Below are 16,613 nucleotides of genomic sequence, written 5' to 3'. Positions count from 1 at the left end.
ACAAGCACCCCCGCGCCGTGTTTTTGGCTTCGTATCGGGGGCGGGGGAGGGGTGGGTGCCTGGTTTGGTGGGTGCATCGGCTGCGGGGGAGGGATGGGTGCCTGGTTTGGTGGGTGCATCGGCTGCGGGGGGAGGGGTGGGTGCCTGGATGGGTTGGGAGTGCTGGGCTGCGGGTGGTGTCTTGGCGGCGGGTTACCCGGGTGGAGCAATGGGTTGTCCGGCCGGTCAGTGTGATACGTCACAAGATCGAGTCGGGCCGGGGGCTCGGCGCGGTTCTTCAAGAGGGCTTTACCGCTGGTCTCGCCATGCGGCCGGGGGTTGTCCTGGGAAAGTTCCCGGTCAAGTTAGGGCTGCCTTAGTCCGCAACCCGTAGGGACAAGAGTGTGACTCACGTCCTACACTCCCCCCATGCTTTGTGAATCGCTTCACAACCGCGACTTGTCGCTTGTGAACTATTTCACAAGCAGGCGGTGGTCTGGACACGGGCCGTAAGGGCGCCCTGACCCTCGGCGGTGTGACCCAGCTCCCTTAGGGTGCGCAACCGAGGACTCGGACCACCACCCGAGAACAACCCGCAGCGGCGCGGAAAGGATGGCGAAGACCCCGTGCTGATGGTGCCCGTGCTGGCGCAGGCCGATCCCGGACCGGCGGCGCCCGGACTGAACGTGTATCTGCCGCTCGTCCTGCTCTTCGTGCTCGCGGCGGCGTTCGCCGTGTTCTCCGTCCTGCTGGGTCCGCTCGTCGGGCCCAGCAGGTACAACCGCGCGAAGACCGCGGCCTACGAATGCGGTATCGAACCGTCGCCGCAGCCGCTCGTCGGCGGCGGCCGGATGCCGGTGGCCTACTACATCACGGCCATGCTCTTCATCCTGTTCGACATCGAGATGGTGTTCCTCTACCCGTTCGCGGTGAACGCCAGCGCGCTCGGTGTCTTCGGCCTGGTGGAGATCGTGCTGTTCATCGCGACGGTCGGGTTCGCGTACGCCTACGTGTGGCGGCGCGGCGGCCTGGATTGGAACTGAACCCATGGGCCTGGAAGAAAAACTCCCCAACGGCATCCTGCTGGCCAGCCTCGAGGGACTGGTCAACTGGGCACGCAAGAACTCCCTGTGGCCGGCCACCTTCGGGCTCGCCTGCTGCGCGTTCGAGATGATGTCGGTCGGCGGTTCGCGCTACGACATCGCGCGGTTCGGCATGGAGCGGTTCTCCGCCACGCCGCGCCAGGCCGACCTGATGATCGTGGCCGGCCGGGTGACCCAGAAGATGGCCCCGGTCCTGCGCCAGATCTACGACCAGATGGCCGAGCCCAAGTGGGTGCTCTCCATGGGCGTCTGCGCCTCGTCCGGCGGCATGTTCAACAACTACGCCGTGGTGCAGGGCGTCGACCACATCGTTCCGGTCGACATGTACCTGCCCGGCTGCCCGCCGCGGCCGGAAATGCTGCTCGACGCGATCCTCAAGCTGCACGCCAAGATCCAGGACGAGCCGATCAACTCCCGCCGCGCCGCGATCCGCGCGGCCAGCGGGGCCCGTACCGAGCTGATCCCGTCCTCGATCAAGTACGCGAAGAAGTGAGCACCGGTGCCTGAGAACTCCGAAGAAAACCCGCGGACCGGCGGTCCGCAGTCCAGCGCCGAACGTCCCGAGGCCGGGCTGGAACCCCAGGGCGCCCGGCCCGCCGAACCGGTCGTCGCCGGCCGCGAGCGCAAGGGCATGTTCGGTGTCCGCGGCAGCGGGGACACCTCCGGTTACGGCGGCCTGCGGCTGCCCGCCTACAGCCCGCCGCCCGCGGAGCGCCCGTACGGCGGCTGGTTCGACGAGTTCGCCGACGAGTTCATGGCGGCCTTGGCGGACAACAAGATCCCGGCCGCCGCGATCCTCCAGACCACCGTGGACCGGGGCGAGATCACCTTCTACGTCAGCCGCGAGCACCTCGTCGCGATCGCCAAGGTGCTGCGCAACGACCCGGGCCTGCGCTTCGAAATGCTGATGGCGGTCACCGGCGTCGACTACGGCGTGGACGTCCCGCAGCGGATGCACGCGGTCTACGACTTCCTGTCGATGACCTACCGCCGCCGGATCCGGCTCGAAATCACCATGGACATGGACGACCTGCACGTCCCGTCGCTGGTTCCGGTCTACCCGACCGCGGACTGGCACGAGCGCGAGGCCTACGACATGTTCGGCATCGTCTTCGACGGCCACCCCGGGCTCACCCGGATCTTCATGCCGGACGACTGGGACGGTTTCCCTCAGCGCAAGGACTACCCGCTCGGCGGGATCCCGGTCGAATACAAGGGCGCGGAAATCCCGCCGCCGGACCAGCGGAGGTCGTACTCGTGACCAGCACCAACGAAACGACGGAAGCCGAGTACGCGGAAGTCCGGGAAACCACCGAAGGCCCGGTCTACCACGTGTCCGGCGGCGACTGGGACGAAGTGCTCGGCGACGCCCAGCACGACGACCGCATGGTCATCAACATGGGTCCGCAGCACCCGTCGACGCACGGCGTGCTCCGGCTCGTGCTGGAGCTGGAAGGCGAGACGATCACGCAGCTGCGCGCGGTCGTCGGCTACCTGCACACCGGCATCGAGAAGAGCGCGGAGTTCCGCAACTGGACCCAGGGCGTCACCTTCGTGACGCGCGCGGACTACCTCGCCCCGCTGTCGAACGAGATGTGCTACTGCCTCGGCGTCGAGAAGCTGCTGGGCGTACAGGCCCCGCCGCGCGCGGAACTGCTGCGCGTGCTTCTCCTGGAGCTGAACCGGATCACCTCGCACCTGGTGTTCATCGCGACCGGCGGCATGGACCTCGGCGCCACCACCGCGATGACGCTCGGCTTCCGCGAGCGCGAAGAAGCCATGCACCTGCTGGAGTACCTGACCGGCCTGCGGATGAACCACGCGTTCATCCGGCCGGGCGGGCTCGCCCAGGACTTCCCCGAGGACTGGAAGGAAAAGGTCCTCGACTTCTGCAAGATCATGGACAAGCGGCTCCCGCTGTACGACAAGATGTTCACCGGGCAGCCGATCTGGCGGAACCGGCTCAAGGGCGTCGGCGTGCTGCCGCTGGACGCGTGCCTCGAACTCGGCATCACCGGTCCGGTGCTGCGCGCCGCGGGCCTGCCGTGGGACCTGCGCAAGACCGAGCCGTACTCGCGCTACGACGAGATCGAGTTCGACGTGCCGACCTCGACCGACGCGGACAGCTGGGCGCGGTACCTGCTGCGGCTGGAGGAAATCCACCAGAGCCTGCGGATCATGAAGCAGGTCGTGAAGATGGCCGAGCCGGGCCCGGTCATGGTGGAGGACAAGAAGATCGCCTGGCCGGCGCAGCTGTCCATCGGCAGCGACGGCATGGGCAACTCGCTGGCGCACGTCAAGAAGATCATGGGCCAGTCGATGGAATCCCTGATTCACCACTTCAAGCTCGTCACCGAGGGCTTCCACGTGCCGCCGGGCCAGGTCTACGCGCCCGTCGAATCGCCGCGCGGCGAGATCGCCGCGCACCTGGTGTCCGACGGCGGCACCCGTCCGCTGCGCGTGCACCTGCGGGAGCCGAGTTTCGTGAACATGCAGGCGATGCCCGCGATGGCCGAAGGCGGCCTGGTGGCCGACCTCGTCGTCGTGATCGCCTCGATCGACCCGGTGCTGGGGGGAGTTGACCGATGACGAACCCGACCGCGGTCCCGGAGCCGGGACCGCACGACGCGACGAAGACCTACGCCGCCGCGGCGGCCGACACCGATGTCGCCGCGATCGCGCCCGATCCGGCGGTGGCGGAGGAAATCCTCGCCGACACGCCGGCGGCGGACGTGTTCGACGCCGACACGCACCGCGAGGCGAAGGAAATCATCGCCCGGTACCCGATGTCGCGTTCGGCGCTGCTGCCGATGCTGCACCTCGTGCAGTCGGTGCAGGGTTACGTGAGCCAGGAGGGCATCGCCTTCTGCGCGCGGCATCTCGACCTGACCGACGCCGAGGTCAGCGCGGTGGCGACGTTCTACACCATGTACAAGCGCCGTCCCTGCGGCGAGCACCTGGTGAGCGTCTGCACCAACACGCTGTGCGCGGCGCTGGGCGGCGACGACATCTACCAGAAGCTCCAGACGCACCTCGGTTCGCCGGAAAAGCCCCTGGGGCACGAGGAAACCGCGGGCACGCCGGGCGAGCCGGGCTCGATCACCCTGGAGCACGCGGAATGTCTCGCCGCCTGCGACCTCGGTCCGGTCATCCAGGTGAACTACGAGTACTTCGACAACCAGACGCCGGAGCAGGCGGTCGCGCTCGTGGACGCGTTGCGGGCAGGCAAAAAGCCCGCCCCGACGCGCGGTGCGGCGCTGACCGACTTCAAGGGCGCGGAGCGGCAGCTCGCCGGGTTCTGGCCGGAGGACGAGGCCGCGTACCGCAGTGCGGTGGACGGTCCGTCGCAGGCGGTCGAGACTCTGCGCGGCGCGCAGCTGGCGGCCGACCGCGGCTGGTCCGCCCCGGGCATGAAGGACGTCCCTCTCCCTGAAGTGGAGAAGAAGTAATGGCAGATCCCATCACTCCGGTCCTCACGAAGCGCTGGCTGTCCCCGGAATCCTGGCGCATCGAGACGTACGAGGCACTCGAGGGCTACACCGCGGCGCGCAAGGCGCTGGCCGCCACGCCCGAGCAGCTCGTGCAGGTGGTCAAGGACTCCGGCCTGCGCGGCCGCGGCGGCGCGGGGTTCCCGGCGGGCGTGAAGTGGTCGTTCATGCCGCCCAACGAGGACAAGCCGCACTACCTGGTGATCAACGCCGACGAGGGCGAACCCGGTACCTGCAAGGACATTCCGCTGATGATGGCGGACCCGCATTCGCTGATCGAGGGCTGCATCATCGCCTCGTACGCGATGCGGTCGCACCACTGCTTCATCTACGTCCGGGGCGAGGCGCTGCACTGCATCCGCCGGCTCAACGCGGCCGCGCGCGAGGCGTACGCGAAGGGCTACCTGGGCAAGAACATCTTCGGCAGCGGCTGGGACCTCGAGCTGACTGTGCACGCCGGGGCCGGCGCGTACATCTGCGGCGAGGAAACGGCGTTGCTGGACTCGCTCGAAGGCCGGCGCGGCCAGCCGCGGCTCAAGCCGCCGTTCCCCGCCGCCGCCGGGCTGTACGCCGCGCCGACGACGGTCAACAACGTCGAGACCATCGCGAGCGCGTCGTACATCGTCAACGCCGGTTCGTCGTGGTTCCGCGAGATGGGCCGGGAAAAGTCGCCCGGCCCGAAGATCTACTCGATCTCCGGTCACGTCGAGAAGCCCGGCCAGTACGAATGCCCGCTCGGCACCACGCTGCGCGAACTGCTGGAGCTGGCCGGCGGCATGAAGGACGGCATCCCGCTCAAGTTCTGGACGCCGGGCGGCTCGTCGACGCCGATGTTCACCGCCGAGCACCTCGACGTGCCGCTCGACTTCGAGGGCGCGGCCGAGGCCGGTTCGATGCTCGGCACCACCGCGGTGCAGGTGTTCAACGAGACCGTTTCGGTGCCGTGGGCGGTCATGAAGTGGACGCAGTTCTACGAGCACGAATCCTGCGGCAAGTGCACGCCGTGCCGCGAGGGCACGTACTGGCTGGCGCAGATCCTGGAGCGGATGGTCGCGGGACACGGCACCGAGGAGGACATCGACACCCTCCTCGACGTGTGCGACAACATCTTCGGCCGCTCGTTCTGCGCGCTCGGCGACGGCGCGGTGTCGCCGATCCAGAGCGGCATCAAGTACTTCCGGGACGAATTCCTGGCTCTGTGTGAGAGCAACAAGCGCGAGTTGGTGGGAGCGCAGGCATGACGATCGCGCCTGATAAGCCCGAAACGGCGGAAACCCCGGTCCCCGAGGGCTACGTCAAGCTGACCATCGACGGCGAAGAGGTCATCGCGCCCAAGGGCGAACTGCTGATCCGCACCGCCGAGCGGCTCGGCACGAGCATTCCCCGGTTCTGCGACCACCCGCTGCTCGACCCGGCGGGCGCGTGCCGCCAGTGCCTGGTCGAGGTCGAAATGGGCGGCCGTCCGATGCCGAAGCCGCAGGCCTCGTGCACGATGACGGTCGCCGACGGCATGGTGGTCAAGACCCAGCTGACCTCGCCGGTCGCGGACAAGGCGCAGCAGGGCGTGATGGAGCTGCTGCTCATCAACCACCCGCTGGACTGCCCGATCTGCGACAAGGGCGGCGAATGCCCGCTGCAGAACCAGGCGCTCGCGCACGGCCGCGCGGACTCGCGGTTCGTCGACACCAAGCGGACGTTCCCGAAGCCGCTGCCGATCTCGTCGCAGGTGCTGCTGGACCGCGAACGCTGCGTGCTGTGCCAGCGCTGCACCCGGTTCTCTGACCAGATCGCCGGCGACCCGTTCATCGCCCTGCTCGAACGCGGCGCGCACCAGCAGATCGGCACCGCGGAAACCGCCGACGTGCTGGACCTCGCGTCGCGCACCACCGGCGGCGAGCCGTTCCAGAGCTACTTCTCCGGCAACGTGATCCAGATCTGCCCGGTCGGCGCGCTCACCAGCGCGGCGTACCGGTTCCGGTCGCGGCCGTTCGACCTGGTGTCGTCGCCGAGCGTGTGCGAGCACTGCTCGTCCGGCTGCGCCGAGCGCACCGACTTCCGGCGCGGCAGGGTCCAGCGCAAGCTGGCCGGCGAGGACCCGGAGGTGAACGAGGAATGGCTGTGCGACAAGGGCCGGTTCGCGTTCCGCTACGTGCAGGCCGGTGACCGGATCCGCCGTCCGCTCGTCCGCAACGAAAAGGGCGAGCTGGAGGAAGCGTCCTGGACCGACGCGCTCCGGGTCGCCTCGGCCGGGCTGCTGAAGGCCCGCGAGGGCAAGGGCGGCGCGGTGCTCACCGGCGGACGGCTGACCGTCGAGGACGCGTACGCGTACTCGAAGTTCGCCCGGATCGCCTTGCGCACCAACGACATCGACTTCCGCACCCGCGCGCATTCGGACGAGGAGCTGGCGTTCCTCGGTTCGACGGTCGTGGGCACCACGCCGGAAACCGGAGTGACGTTCGCCGAGATCGAGAACGCCCGCACGGTGCTGTGCGTGGCGTTCGAGCCCGAGGACGAAGCGCCGATCGTGTTCCTGCGGCTGCGCAAGGCAGCCCGCAAGAACCGCACCCGCGTTGTCCACTTGGGACAGTGGACGACCTCCTCGGTGCGCAAGACCTTCGGCGAACTGCTGGCCTGCGTACCCGGCGGAGAAGCGGCCGCGGTGGACGGCATCGCGCAGCACGCGGCCGACCTCGACGCGGCGCTCAGCGGCGAAGGCGCGGTGATCCTGGTCGGCGAACGGGCGGCGGAAATCCCCGGCCTGTTCTCCGCGCTGCTGCGGCTCACCGCCCGCACCGGGGCCCGGCTGGCGTGGATCCCGCGGCGCGCGGGCGACCGCGGAGCGCTCGAAACCGGTTGTGTGCCCACGCTTCTGCCGGGCGGCCGCCCGGTCACCGACGCGGCGGCCCGCGCCGAGGTCGGCAAGCAGTGGGGCGCCGAGCTTCCGGCCGAACCGGGCCGCGACGTCACCGGCATCCTCCAGGCCGCTTCGGGCGGGCAGCTGGACGCGCTGGTGGTCGGCGGCGTCGACCCGAACGACCTGCCGGACCCGGATCTGGCCCGCCGCGCGCTCGACAATGTCGGGTTCCTGGTCAGCCTGGAACTGCGGGCGAGCGAGGTGACCGAACGGGCCGATGTGGTCCTGCCGGTCGCCCCGGCGGTCGAGAAGGCGGGCAGCTACCTCAACTGGGAGGGCCGCCGCCGCGAGTTCGACATCACGCTCGAGGGCACCGGCTCCCTCCCGGACGGCCGGGTGCTCGACACCCTGGCCGTCGAGATGGACGCCGACCTGTTCACCCAGACCCCGGCCGCCGCCGCGGGCGACTTCGCGAAGCTCGCGCCGGTCGCCCGCTCGGTGCCCGCGCCGTCGGTAGCCGCCGCGGCGGCCCCGGTCCCGAACGGCAAGGCAGTGCTCGCCACCTGGCGGCAGCTGATCGACAACGGCTCGCTGCAGGACGACGAACCGCACCTCAAGGGCACCCAGCGGCCGCCGGTCGCGCGGCTTTCGGCGAAGACCGCCGAAGGGCTCGGCGGGACGGTCCGGGTGTCGAACGAGCGCGGGTCGATCACCCTGCCGGTCGAGGTCGCCGACCTGCCGGACGGCGTCGTGTGGCTGCCCGGCAACTCCGACGGCTCGGCCGTTCGCGCCGCACTCGCCGCCGGACACGGCGCGCTCGTGCAGATCTCCGGAGGTGACCAGTGAGCCCGCAGCTCACGCAGTTCCTCGCCGAGTACCCGGACGCGGCCGAACGCGCCCGGCTGCTCGCCGACGACCCGTGGTGGCTCGTCCTGCTCAAGGCGGTCGTGGTCCTGCTGATCGGGCCGGTCCTGACGATCTTCCTGATCGTGTGGGAGCGCAAGGCGATCGGCCGGATGCAGAACCGGCCCGGCCCCAACCGGGTCGGCCCCGGCGGCTACCTGCAGTCGCTCGCCGACGCGATCAAGCTCCCGTTCAAGGAGCAGATCATCCCGGACACCGCCGACCGCAAGGTGTACTTCCTCGCGCCGGTGCTGTCCGCGGTCCCCGCGCTGATCGCGCTCTCGGCCATCCCGTTCGGCCCGGTCGTCTCGATCTTCGGGCACCGCACGGTGCTGCAGCTGATGGACCTCCCGGTCGGCGTGCTGGTGATCCTCGCCTGCTCGTCGGTCGGCGTGTACGGCATCGTGCTGGCCGGCTGGTCGTCCGGTTCGCCGTATCCGCTCTTCGGCGGCATGCGCTCGGCGGCGCAGGTGATCTCCTACGAGATCGCGATGGGCCTGTCGATCGTCGCGGTGATCCTGTACTCCGGTTCGCTGCAGACGTCGGAAATCGTGCAGGCGCAGTCGCACGGCTGGTACTTCTACATGCTCATCCCGAGCTTCGTGATCTACGTGATCTCGATGGTCGGCGAGACGAACCGCGCGCCGTTCGACCTCCCGGAGGCCGAATCCGAGCTGGTCGGCGGATTCCACACCGAGTACAGCTCGATGAAGTTCGCGATGTTCTTCCTCGCCGAGTACGTCAACATGGTGATCGTCTCGGCGTTCTGCACCACGCTGTTCCTCGGCGGCTGGCGGTTCCCGTTCGTCGGCGACGATTCGCCGCTGAACCAGAACTGGTGGCCGATCCTCTGGTTCTTCGCCAAGACCTTCATCCTGCTGTTCGGCTTCATCTGGCTGCGCGGCACGCTGCCCCGGCTGCGCTACGACCAGTTCATGCGGCTCGGCTGGAAGGTCCTGGTCCCGGTCAACCTGGTGTGGATCGTGGTCGTGGTCGCGATCAAGACGATCCAGTGGAGCTGGCCGCAGATCCTCGTCGGCGTCGGCATCGTGCTGGTGGTGCTCGTGCTGCTGAGCCTCGCGCTCCCGGACAAGAAGCTGCCCGAATCGGACTACGTGGACCTGGCCGGAAGCGGCTACCCGCTGCCGCCGCTGGACCTGCGGGTCCCGGACGCGACGCCGCGGCAGAAGGCGCTGGCCAAGGCGGAGGCGAAGGCCGCGCGGCGCAAGCCGGCCAGCGTCACCGCGTCGGCCGCACAGGAAGGAACGGAAGATGGCGGCAACTGACTTCCTCAATCCCATCAAGGGATTCGGCGTCACCTTCGGGATGATGTTCAAGAAGGTCGCGACCGAGGAGTACCCCGAGGCGGGCGCTCCGGCCGCGCCGCGTTACCACGGCCGGCACCAGCTCAACCGGCATCCGGACGGGCTCGAGAAGTGCGTCGGCTGCGAGCTGTGCGCGTGGGCGTGCCCGGCGGACGCGATCTTCGTCGAGGGCGGCGACAACACCGAAGAGGCGCGGTACTCGCCGGGCGAGCGCTACGGCAAGGACTACCAGATCAACTACCTGCGCTGCATCGGCTGCGGCCTGTGCATCGAGGCGTGCCCGACCCGGTCGCTCACCATGACCAACTTCTACGAGCTGGCCGACGACGACCGGCAGCGGCTGATCTACACCAAGGAAGACCTGCTCGCCCCGCTGCTGCCGGGCATGGAGCAGCCGCCGCACCCGATGCGGCTCGGCGACAACGAGCAGGACTACTACGTGAACGGGCCCGAGCTGGCCGCAGGGGTCGTGAGTGGCGATGCCGGTTCTAACCGGCAAGAACACTCACGAGGCGCAACGGAGGCCCACCAGTGACCGCCGCCTCCCTCCTGCCCCTTCTCGCGCAGGCCCCGGCCGCCGGCGTCGACGCGTCGGTGACGACCGGCGAGGCCATCGCGTTCTGGATCCTCGGCCCGCTGTCGCTGCTGGGCGCGCTCGGGATGATCTTCTCCCGCAACGCGGTGCACTCGGCGCTGTGGCTGGTGCTCACGATGCTGACGCTGGGCGCGCTGTACATGACCCAGTCCGCGCCGTTCCTCGGGTTCACCCAGATCATCGTCTACACCGGCGCGATCATGATGCTGTTCCTGTTCGTGCTGATGCTGGTCGGCCGGGACAGCTCGGACTCGGTGGTGGAGGTGCTGCGCGGGCAACGGCTCGCCGCCGGGGTGCTCGGCATCGGGCTCGCCGCGCTGATCGCCGCGGGCGTGTTCCGCGCGATGGTGAACGTGACCCCGGCCCAGCCTCTCGACCCGTACCAGCAGACCGGCGGCGGCCCCGGCGGGCTCGGCCGGCTGATCTTCACCCAGTACCTGTTCCCGTTCGAGCTGACCTCGGCCCTGCTGATCACCGCCGCGCTCGGCGCGATGGTGCTGGCCTTCACCGGCCGCAGCGGCAAGACCAAGCTCTCCCAGCGCGAACTGGTCAAGCTGCGCTTCCAAGGCCAGCACGACCGCCCGTCGCCGCTGCCCGGCCCGGGCGTGTTCGCCACCGCCAGCTCGGTCTCGACCCCGGCGCTGCTGCCGGACGGTTCGGTCGCGCCGGAATCGCTGTCGGAGATCATCGAATCCACCTCGGCGATCCGGCTCATGCGCGAGCGCAAGCTCATCGCGGACGAGGGCCCCAAGCCCGACGCGCACGCACTCGTCGGCGGCTCCGAAAAGCCCGCGCCGGCCGAGGAAGAAGAAGGGGAAGGAAAGTGACCCCGAGCTACTACCTGCTGCTGTCCGCGCTGCTGTTCTGCATCGGCGCGGTGGGCGTGCTGGTCCGCCGCAACGCGATCGTCGTGTTCATGTGCATCGAGCTGATGCTGAACGCGGTGAACCTGACCCTGGTCACCTTCGCCCGCATCAACGGCGGGCTGCACGGCCAGGTGATGGCGTTCTTCGTGATGGTGGTCGCGGCCGCCGAGGTCGTGGTCGGACTGGCGATCATCATGGCCATCTTCCGCACCCGCCGCTCGGCTTCGGTCGACGACACGAACCTGCTGAAGTACTGAGTGCCGCCTCATCCCCACCACCCACCCTCAACGGTGGCGCTGCGCGCCCCAGAAAGGCTCCGCGAGTGACCGCATCATCGTGGCTGCTGGTGGCCCTTCCCGCCCTCGGCGCCCTCGTTCTGCTGCTCTCCGGCAAACGCGCGAAAGCGTGGGGGCACCTGCTCGGCTGTGCCACCGTCACGCTCGCCTTCGTGTACGCCGTGATCCTGTTCTTCTCCACCGACAGCCACTCGGTCGCCGACACCAAGGTCTACTCCTGGATCCCGGTCGGCCAGCTGCAGGTGGACTTCGGGCTGCGCATTGACGCGCTGTCGCTGACGTTCGTGCTGCTGATCACCGGCGTCGGCATGCTGATCCACTTCTATTCGATCGGGTACATGGCCGACGACGAGGGCCGGTACCGGTTCTTCGCGTACCTGAACCTGTTCGTCGCCTCGATGCTGGTCCTGGTGCTGGGCAACAGCTTCGTGACGCTGTACCTCGGCTGGGAGGGCGTGGGTCTCGCCTCGTACCTGCTGATCGGCTGGTATCAGAACCGCCCGTCCGCGGCGACCGCGGCGAAGAAGGCGTTCCTGATGAACCGCGTCGGCGACGTCGGGCTGGCGCTGGCGATCTTCCTGATGTTCAAGTACGTCGGGTCGACCGGATACGCGCAGGTCTTCGAGGGCGTCGCGCAGGGCAAGATCCCGCCGGGCGCGGTCACCGCCATCGCGATCCTGCTGCTGCTGGGCGCCTGCGGCAAGTCCGGCCAGTTCCCGCTGCAGGCGTGGCTGCCGGACGCGATGGAGGGCCCGACCCCGGTGTCGGCGCTGATCCACGCGGCGACCATGGTCACCGCGGGCGTGTACCTGGTGGCCCGCTCCAACGTCATCTTCACCGCGACGCCGGACGGCCGGCTGGTGGTCACCCTGGTCGGCGCGGTCACGCTGCTGCTCGGGTGCGTCGTCGGCTGTGCCTACGACGACATCAAGAAGGTGCTCGCGTACTCGACGGTCAGCCAGATCGGCTACATGATGCTGGCGGTCGGCCTCGGGCCGGGCATTTACGCGCTCGGCATCATGCACCTGGTGGCGCACGGCTTCTTCAAGGCCGGGCTGTTCCTCGGGGCCGGTTCGGTCATGCACGGCATGAACGACGAGGTCGACATGCGCAAGTTCGGCGGGCTGGCCAAGCGGATGCCGATCACCTTCGTCACCTTCGGCCTCGGCTACCTGGCGATCATCGGCTTCCCGTTCCTCACCGGGTACTACACGAAGGACGCGATCATCGAGGCGGCGTTCGGCCAGGAAGGCTGGCGCGGCTGGGCTTTCGGCCTCGCCACCGTGATCGGCGCCGGGCTCACCGCCTTCTACATGACGCGGCTGATGATGATGACCTTCTTCGGCAAGGAACGCTGGAAGGACATCAAGTCCTCGGACGGCCGCGACTTCCACCCGCACGAGTCCAAGCCGATCATGTGGGTCCCGATGGCGATCCTCGCCGTCGGCTCGGTCGGCGCGGGCGCGTTCTTCGCGATCGGCAACCGGTTCGTCGACTGGCTGTCCCCGGTGGTCGGCCAGTACGCGGAGGCCGAGCACACCCCGATCCCGTCGTGGACGGTCCCGGCGGCGACGCTGGTGCTGGCCGCGCTCGGCGTGCTGCTGGCGGTCTGGCTGTTCCGTCCCTCGCGCGACGTCCCGATCGAGAAGCCCGAGCGGGTGTCTTGGCCGGTTCGCGCGGCGCGCAAGGACCTGTACGGCAACGCGCTCAACGAAACCCTGGTCGCCCGCCCGGGCACCTGGCTGGCGCGGGCGCTGGTGTACGTGGACAACCGCGGCGTCGACGGCGCGGTGAACGGCCTCGCCGCGGCACTCGGCGGCGGGTCCGGGCGGCTGCGCCGGACGCAGACCGGATTCGTGCGGTCGTACGCACTGTCCATGCTCGGCGGCACGTTCCTGCTTCTCGCGGCCCTTCTGCTGGTGAGGTTCTCCTGACATGACTTGGCTTCTGGCGCTCATCCTGCTGCCGCTGGCCGGCTCGCTGGTGCTGGCGTTCCTCAAGGGGAACGACCGGGCCGCGGTCGCCACGGCGCTCGCCGTGTCCATTGTGGAGTTCCTGCTGGTCATCCCGTTCTGGGCGAGCTACTCGCCCTCGGGCGCGCGCATCCAGCAGGCCACCACGATGGACTGGATCCCGAGCTTCGGCATCCACATCTCGTTCGGCACCGACGGCATCTCGCTGATCATGATCGCGGTGATCGCGCTCCTGGTGCCGATCGTCGTGGGCGGGCTCGGGCTCACCGACAAACTGCCCGCGGGCCGCAGCGCCGGCGGGTTCCTGTCGCTGATCCTGCTGCAGGAGGCGATCACGATCGGCGTCTTCGCGGCGACCGACGTGTTCCTCTTCTACGTGCTGTTCGAGATCATGCTGATCCCGATGTACTTCCTGATCGGCGGCTACGGCGGCGCGAACCGGCAGTACGCGGCGGTGAAGTTCTTCCTGTACTCGTTCCTCGGCGGCCTGATCATGCTGGCCTCGGCGATCGGGGCGTACTCGCTGGCCTCGGACAAGATCGGCAAGGGCACGTTCGACTGGGCCACGCTGGTGACGGTGGTGCGCGACGCGCCGACCGGCACGCAGATCTGGCTGTTCCTCGGCTTCTTCCTCGCGTTCGCGATCAAGGCGCCGCTGGTCCCGTTCCACACCTGGCTGCCGGACGCCGCCGGACAGGCCCCGATCGGCGTCGCGGTCCTGCTGGTCGGTGTGCTGGACAAGGTCGGCACGTTCGGTTTCCTGCGGTACTGCCTGCCGATGTTCCCAGAAGGGAGCAAGGCGCTCGCGCCGCTGGTGCTGATCCTGTCGGTGATCGGCGTGCTGTACGGCTCGATCCTCGCGGCCGGGCAGCAGGACATGAAGCGGTTCATCGCCTACGTGTCGATCGCCCACTTCGGGTTCATCGCGCTGGGCATCTTCACCTTCAACGAGCAGGCGATGGTCGGTTCGGTGTCGTACATGCTGAACCACAGCCTGTCGACCGGGATGCTGATCGTGGTGATCGGCCTGATCGTGATGCGCGGCGGGTCGAGCCGGATCTCGGACTACGGCGGCATGGCGAAGGTGACCCCGCTGCTCGGCGGAATGTTGTTGCTGGCCGGGCTTTCCGCGCTGTCGCTGCCCGGGACCAACTCGTTCGTCAGCGAGTTCCTCGTGCTGCTGGGGTCCTTTGTGGACCAGCCGGTGTACACGATCCTCGCGACCGTGGGCATGGTGCTCGCCGCGGCGTACGTGCTGTGGCTGTACCAGCGGATCATGCAGGGCCCGGTCCGCGGCGACGCCCTGGTGGGCGTCGGAGGGGGACCGGGCACCGCGATCGCGCCGGAACTCGGCGCTCGCAAGGCCATTACCGACCTCGGCAAACGCGAGATCGCGATCCTCGCGCCCCTGGTCATCCTGATCATCGGACTGGGCTTCTACCCCAAGCCGATGCTCGACACGATCACCCCGTCGGTGCAGGCGACGCTGTCTGCCGTGCAGGGAGGCAAGTAAACCGTGCTCGACATGTTCCTGGCGCAGGCGCCGGCAGCGCCGCTGGAAGTGCCTTCGGTCGACTACGCGGCCGTGCTGCCGATGCTGATCGTTTTCGGCGTCGCGTGCATCGGCGTGCTGGTCGAAGCCTTCGCGCCGAAGGCCACGCGGTGGGGGATCCAGGTGACGATCTCCCTCGTCGCGATCCTCGCCGCGGGGGTTTCGCTGATCCTCTACGCGACCGGTTCCACTGCCACGAAGGCAGGCACGACCACGTTCTCCGGCGCGATCTCGGTGGACCGGCCGTCGCTGTTCCTGTGGGGCACGCTGCTGCTGCTCGGGCTCGGCGCGGTGTTCCTGATCGCGGACCGGAAGGTCGAGCCGGGCGGCGCGTTCGTGGCGCGGGCGGCGATCCGGCCGGGCACTGTGCAGGACCGGGCACAGGCCGGCGCCGCGACGACGTCGCAGACTGAGGTGTTTCCGCTGACGCTGTTCGCGCTCGGCGGGATGATGACCTTCTGCGCGGCGAATGACCTGCTGACGATGTTCATCGCGCTGGAAGTGCTTTCGCTGCCGCTGTACCTGATGTGCGGTCTCGCTCGCCGTCGCCGGTTGATCTCGCAGGAAGCCGCGGTCAAGTACTTCCTGCTGGGGGCGTTCTCGTCGGCGTTCTTCCTGTACGGGCTGGCGCTGCTGTACGGCTACGCGGACTCGGTGAAGCTGGCGGACATCGCGCACGCGGCGGCTGGGTCGGACCGGTCGGACACGTTGTTGTTCGCCGGCCTGGGGTTGCTCGTGGTGGGCCTGCTGTTCAAGGGTTCGGTTGGCCCGTTCCACACGTGGACGCCGGACGTTTACCAGGGCGCGCCCACTCCGGTGACCGGGTTTATGGCCGCCTGCACGAAGGTGGCCGCGTTCGGCGCGATTCTGCGGGTGCTCAGCGTCGGGTTTTCCTCGACCAGCTGGGAATGGCGCGGCGTCATGTGGGCCGTGGCGATCATTTCGATGGCACTCGGGGCGATTCTCGGTCTGACGCAGACCGACGTGAAGCGGATGATCGCTTACTCGTCGGTCGCGCACGCCGGGTTCCTACTCGTGGGTGCGATCGCGATGACTCAGGACGGGTTGTCCAGCACGCTGTTCTATCTGCTGGCGTATGGGTTCACGACCCTGGCCGCGTTCGGGGTGGTTTCGCTGGTCCGGGATTCCAGCGGCGAGGCTACCCATCTGTCCGCTTGGGCAGGGTTGGCCAAGCGGTCGCCGTTGCTGGCCGGGGTGTTTACGTTCCTGCTGCTGGCGTTGGCGGGGATTCCGTTGACCAGTGGGTTTGTCGGGAAGTTCGTGGTGTTCTCGGCGGCGTTGTCGGACGGGATGGCGCCGTTGGTGGTGGTCGCGTTGGTGTTCAGCGCGGTGGCTGCGTTCTTCTATTTGCGGGTCATCGTGTTGATGTACTTCTCCGAACCGGCTGCTGATGGACCTACGGTGACTGTGCCTGGTGGGTTTACTACGGCGGCTATTGCGTTGGGGGTTGTGGTGACCTTGGTGCTCGGGGTTCTTCCGGCGTTTGCGTTGGATTGGGCTGGGGCTGGGGGGTTTGCTTCCTGAGTCTCGGGTCGGCGGGCGGCTCGTCGCCTGGCGGCGACATTGCGCCCCGGTGGTGAGGCCGGGCACCCCGATTTTTAGTGTGACTACGGCGCGGGGGTGCTTGTCAAGGCGGGAAAGATGCCTTGACAAGCACC

The 16,613-nt window shown here is 68.5% G+C and carries 14 protein-coding genes; all 14 read left to right on the top strand.

Going from position 1 to position 16,613, the window contains the following annotated elements; translation table 11 throughout:
* The first annotated feature begins 611 nt into the window (after positions 1-611).
* The 14 genes from L942_RS06565 (at position 612) to nuoN (ending at position 16,479) form a co-directional block, all read left to right on the top strand.
* A complete protein-coding gene (locus L942_RS06565; RefSeq protein WP_037356234.1) occupies positions 612-1,022 on the top strand; it encodes an NADH-quinone oxidoreductase subunit A in 411 nt (136 codons plus the stop codon).
* Between the two features lie 4 nt (positions 1,023-1,026).
* A complete protein-coding gene (locus tag L942_RS06560; protein ID WP_037356228.1) occupies positions 1,027-1,575 on the top strand; it encodes a NuoB/complex I 20 kDa subunit family protein in 549 nt (182 codons plus the stop codon).
* Positions 1,576-1,581: 6 nt separating this feature from the next.
* The gene (locus L942_RS06555) at positions 1,582-2,343 is read left to right on the top strand and encodes an NADH-quinone oxidoreductase subunit C (protein WP_037356225.1); all 762 of its coding nucleotides are present in this window, start codon (positions 1,582-1,584) and stop codon (positions 2,341-2,343) included.
* Complete coding sequence (locus L942_RS06550; RefSeq protein ID WP_037356222.1) at positions 2,340-3,671, top strand: NADH-quinone oxidoreductase subunit D; 1,332 nt, start codon at positions 2,340-2,342, stop codon at positions 3,669-3,671. Before L942_RS06555 ends, L942_RS06550 begins: the two co-directional genes overlap by 4 nt.
* A complete protein-coding gene (gene nuoE / locus L942_RS06545; RefSeq protein WP_037356219.1) occupies positions 3,668-4,531 on the top strand; it encodes an NADH-quinone oxidoreductase subunit NuoE in 864 nt (287 codons plus the stop codon). Before L942_RS06550 ends, nuoE begins: the two co-directional genes overlap by 4 nt.
* A complete protein-coding gene (gene nuoF, locus L942_RS06540; protein WP_037356217.1) occupies positions 4,531-5,811 on the top strand; it encodes an NADH-quinone oxidoreductase subunit NuoF in 1,281 nt (426 codons plus the stop codon). Before nuoE ends, nuoF begins: the two co-directional genes overlap by 1 nt.
* Positions 5,808-8,270 carry an NADH-quinone oxidoreductase subunit G gene (locus tag L942_RS06535; protein WP_037356214.1) on the top strand — a complete coding sequence of 821 codons (2,463 nt, stop codon included), beginning with the start codon at positions 5,808-5,810 and terminating at the stop codon, positions 8,268-8,270. Before nuoF ends, L942_RS06535 begins: the two co-directional genes overlap by 4 nt.
* Complete coding sequence (gene nuoH, locus L942_RS06530; protein WP_037356211.1) at positions 8,267-9,613, top strand: NADH-quinone oxidoreductase subunit NuoH; 1,347 nt, start codon at positions 8,267-8,269, stop codon at positions 9,611-9,613. The genes L942_RS06535 and nuoH overlap by 4 nt, the downstream gene beginning before the upstream one ends.
* Positions 9,600-10,187 (top strand): NADH-quinone oxidoreductase subunit NuoI, encoded by a 588-nt coding sequence (gene nuoI, locus L942_RS06525; protein ID WP_037356208.1) that lies wholly within the window; start codon positions 9,600-9,602, stop codon positions 10,185-10,187. The genes nuoH and nuoI overlap by 14 nt, the downstream gene beginning before the upstream one ends.
* The gene (locus tag L942_RS06520; protein ID WP_235078920.1) at positions 10,184-11,074 is read left to right on the top strand and encodes an NADH-quinone oxidoreductase subunit J; all 891 of its coding nucleotides are present in this window, start codon (positions 10,184-10,186) and stop codon (positions 11,072-11,074) included. The genes nuoI and L942_RS06520 overlap by 4 nt, the downstream gene beginning before the upstream one ends.
* Positions 11,071-11,370 (top strand): NADH-quinone oxidoreductase subunit NuoK, encoded by a 300-nt coding sequence (gene nuoK, locus L942_RS06515; RefSeq protein WP_033291119.1) that lies wholly within the window; start codon positions 11,071-11,073, stop codon positions 11,368-11,370. Before L942_RS06520 ends, nuoK begins: the two co-directional genes overlap by 4 nt.
* Positions 11,371-11,435: 65 nt before the next feature.
* Positions 11,436-13,343, top strand: coding sequence for an NADH-quinone oxidoreductase subunit L (gene nuoL, locus L942_RS06510; protein WP_037356200.1), 1,908 nt, complete (start codon positions 11,436-11,438; stop codon positions 13,341-13,343).
* Between the two features lies 1 nt (position 13,344).
* A complete protein-coding gene (locus tag L942_RS06505; protein ID WP_037356197.1) occupies positions 13,345-14,895 on the top strand; it encodes an NADH-quinone oxidoreductase subunit M in 1,551 nt (516 codons plus the stop codon).
* Between the two features lie 12 nt (positions 14,896-14,907).
* Positions 14,908-16,479, top strand: coding sequence for an NADH-quinone oxidoreductase subunit NuoN (nuoN, locus tag L942_RS06500; RefSeq protein ID WP_051165766.1), 1,572 nt, complete (start codon positions 14,908-14,910; stop codon positions 16,477-16,479).
* Positions 16,480-16,613: the final 134 nt, after the last annotated feature.

Origin of the sequence: Amycolatopsis orientalis DSM 43388 (assembly GCF_000411975.1) — a bacterium.
Taxonomy (GTDB): Bacteria; Actinomycetota; Actinomycetes; order Mycobacteriales; family Pseudonocardiaceae; genus Amycolatopsis; species Amycolatopsis orientalis_D.
The sequence above is the reverse complement of the archived record's forward strand: the minus strand, read 5'-3'. Positions and strand labels throughout refer to the sequence as shown.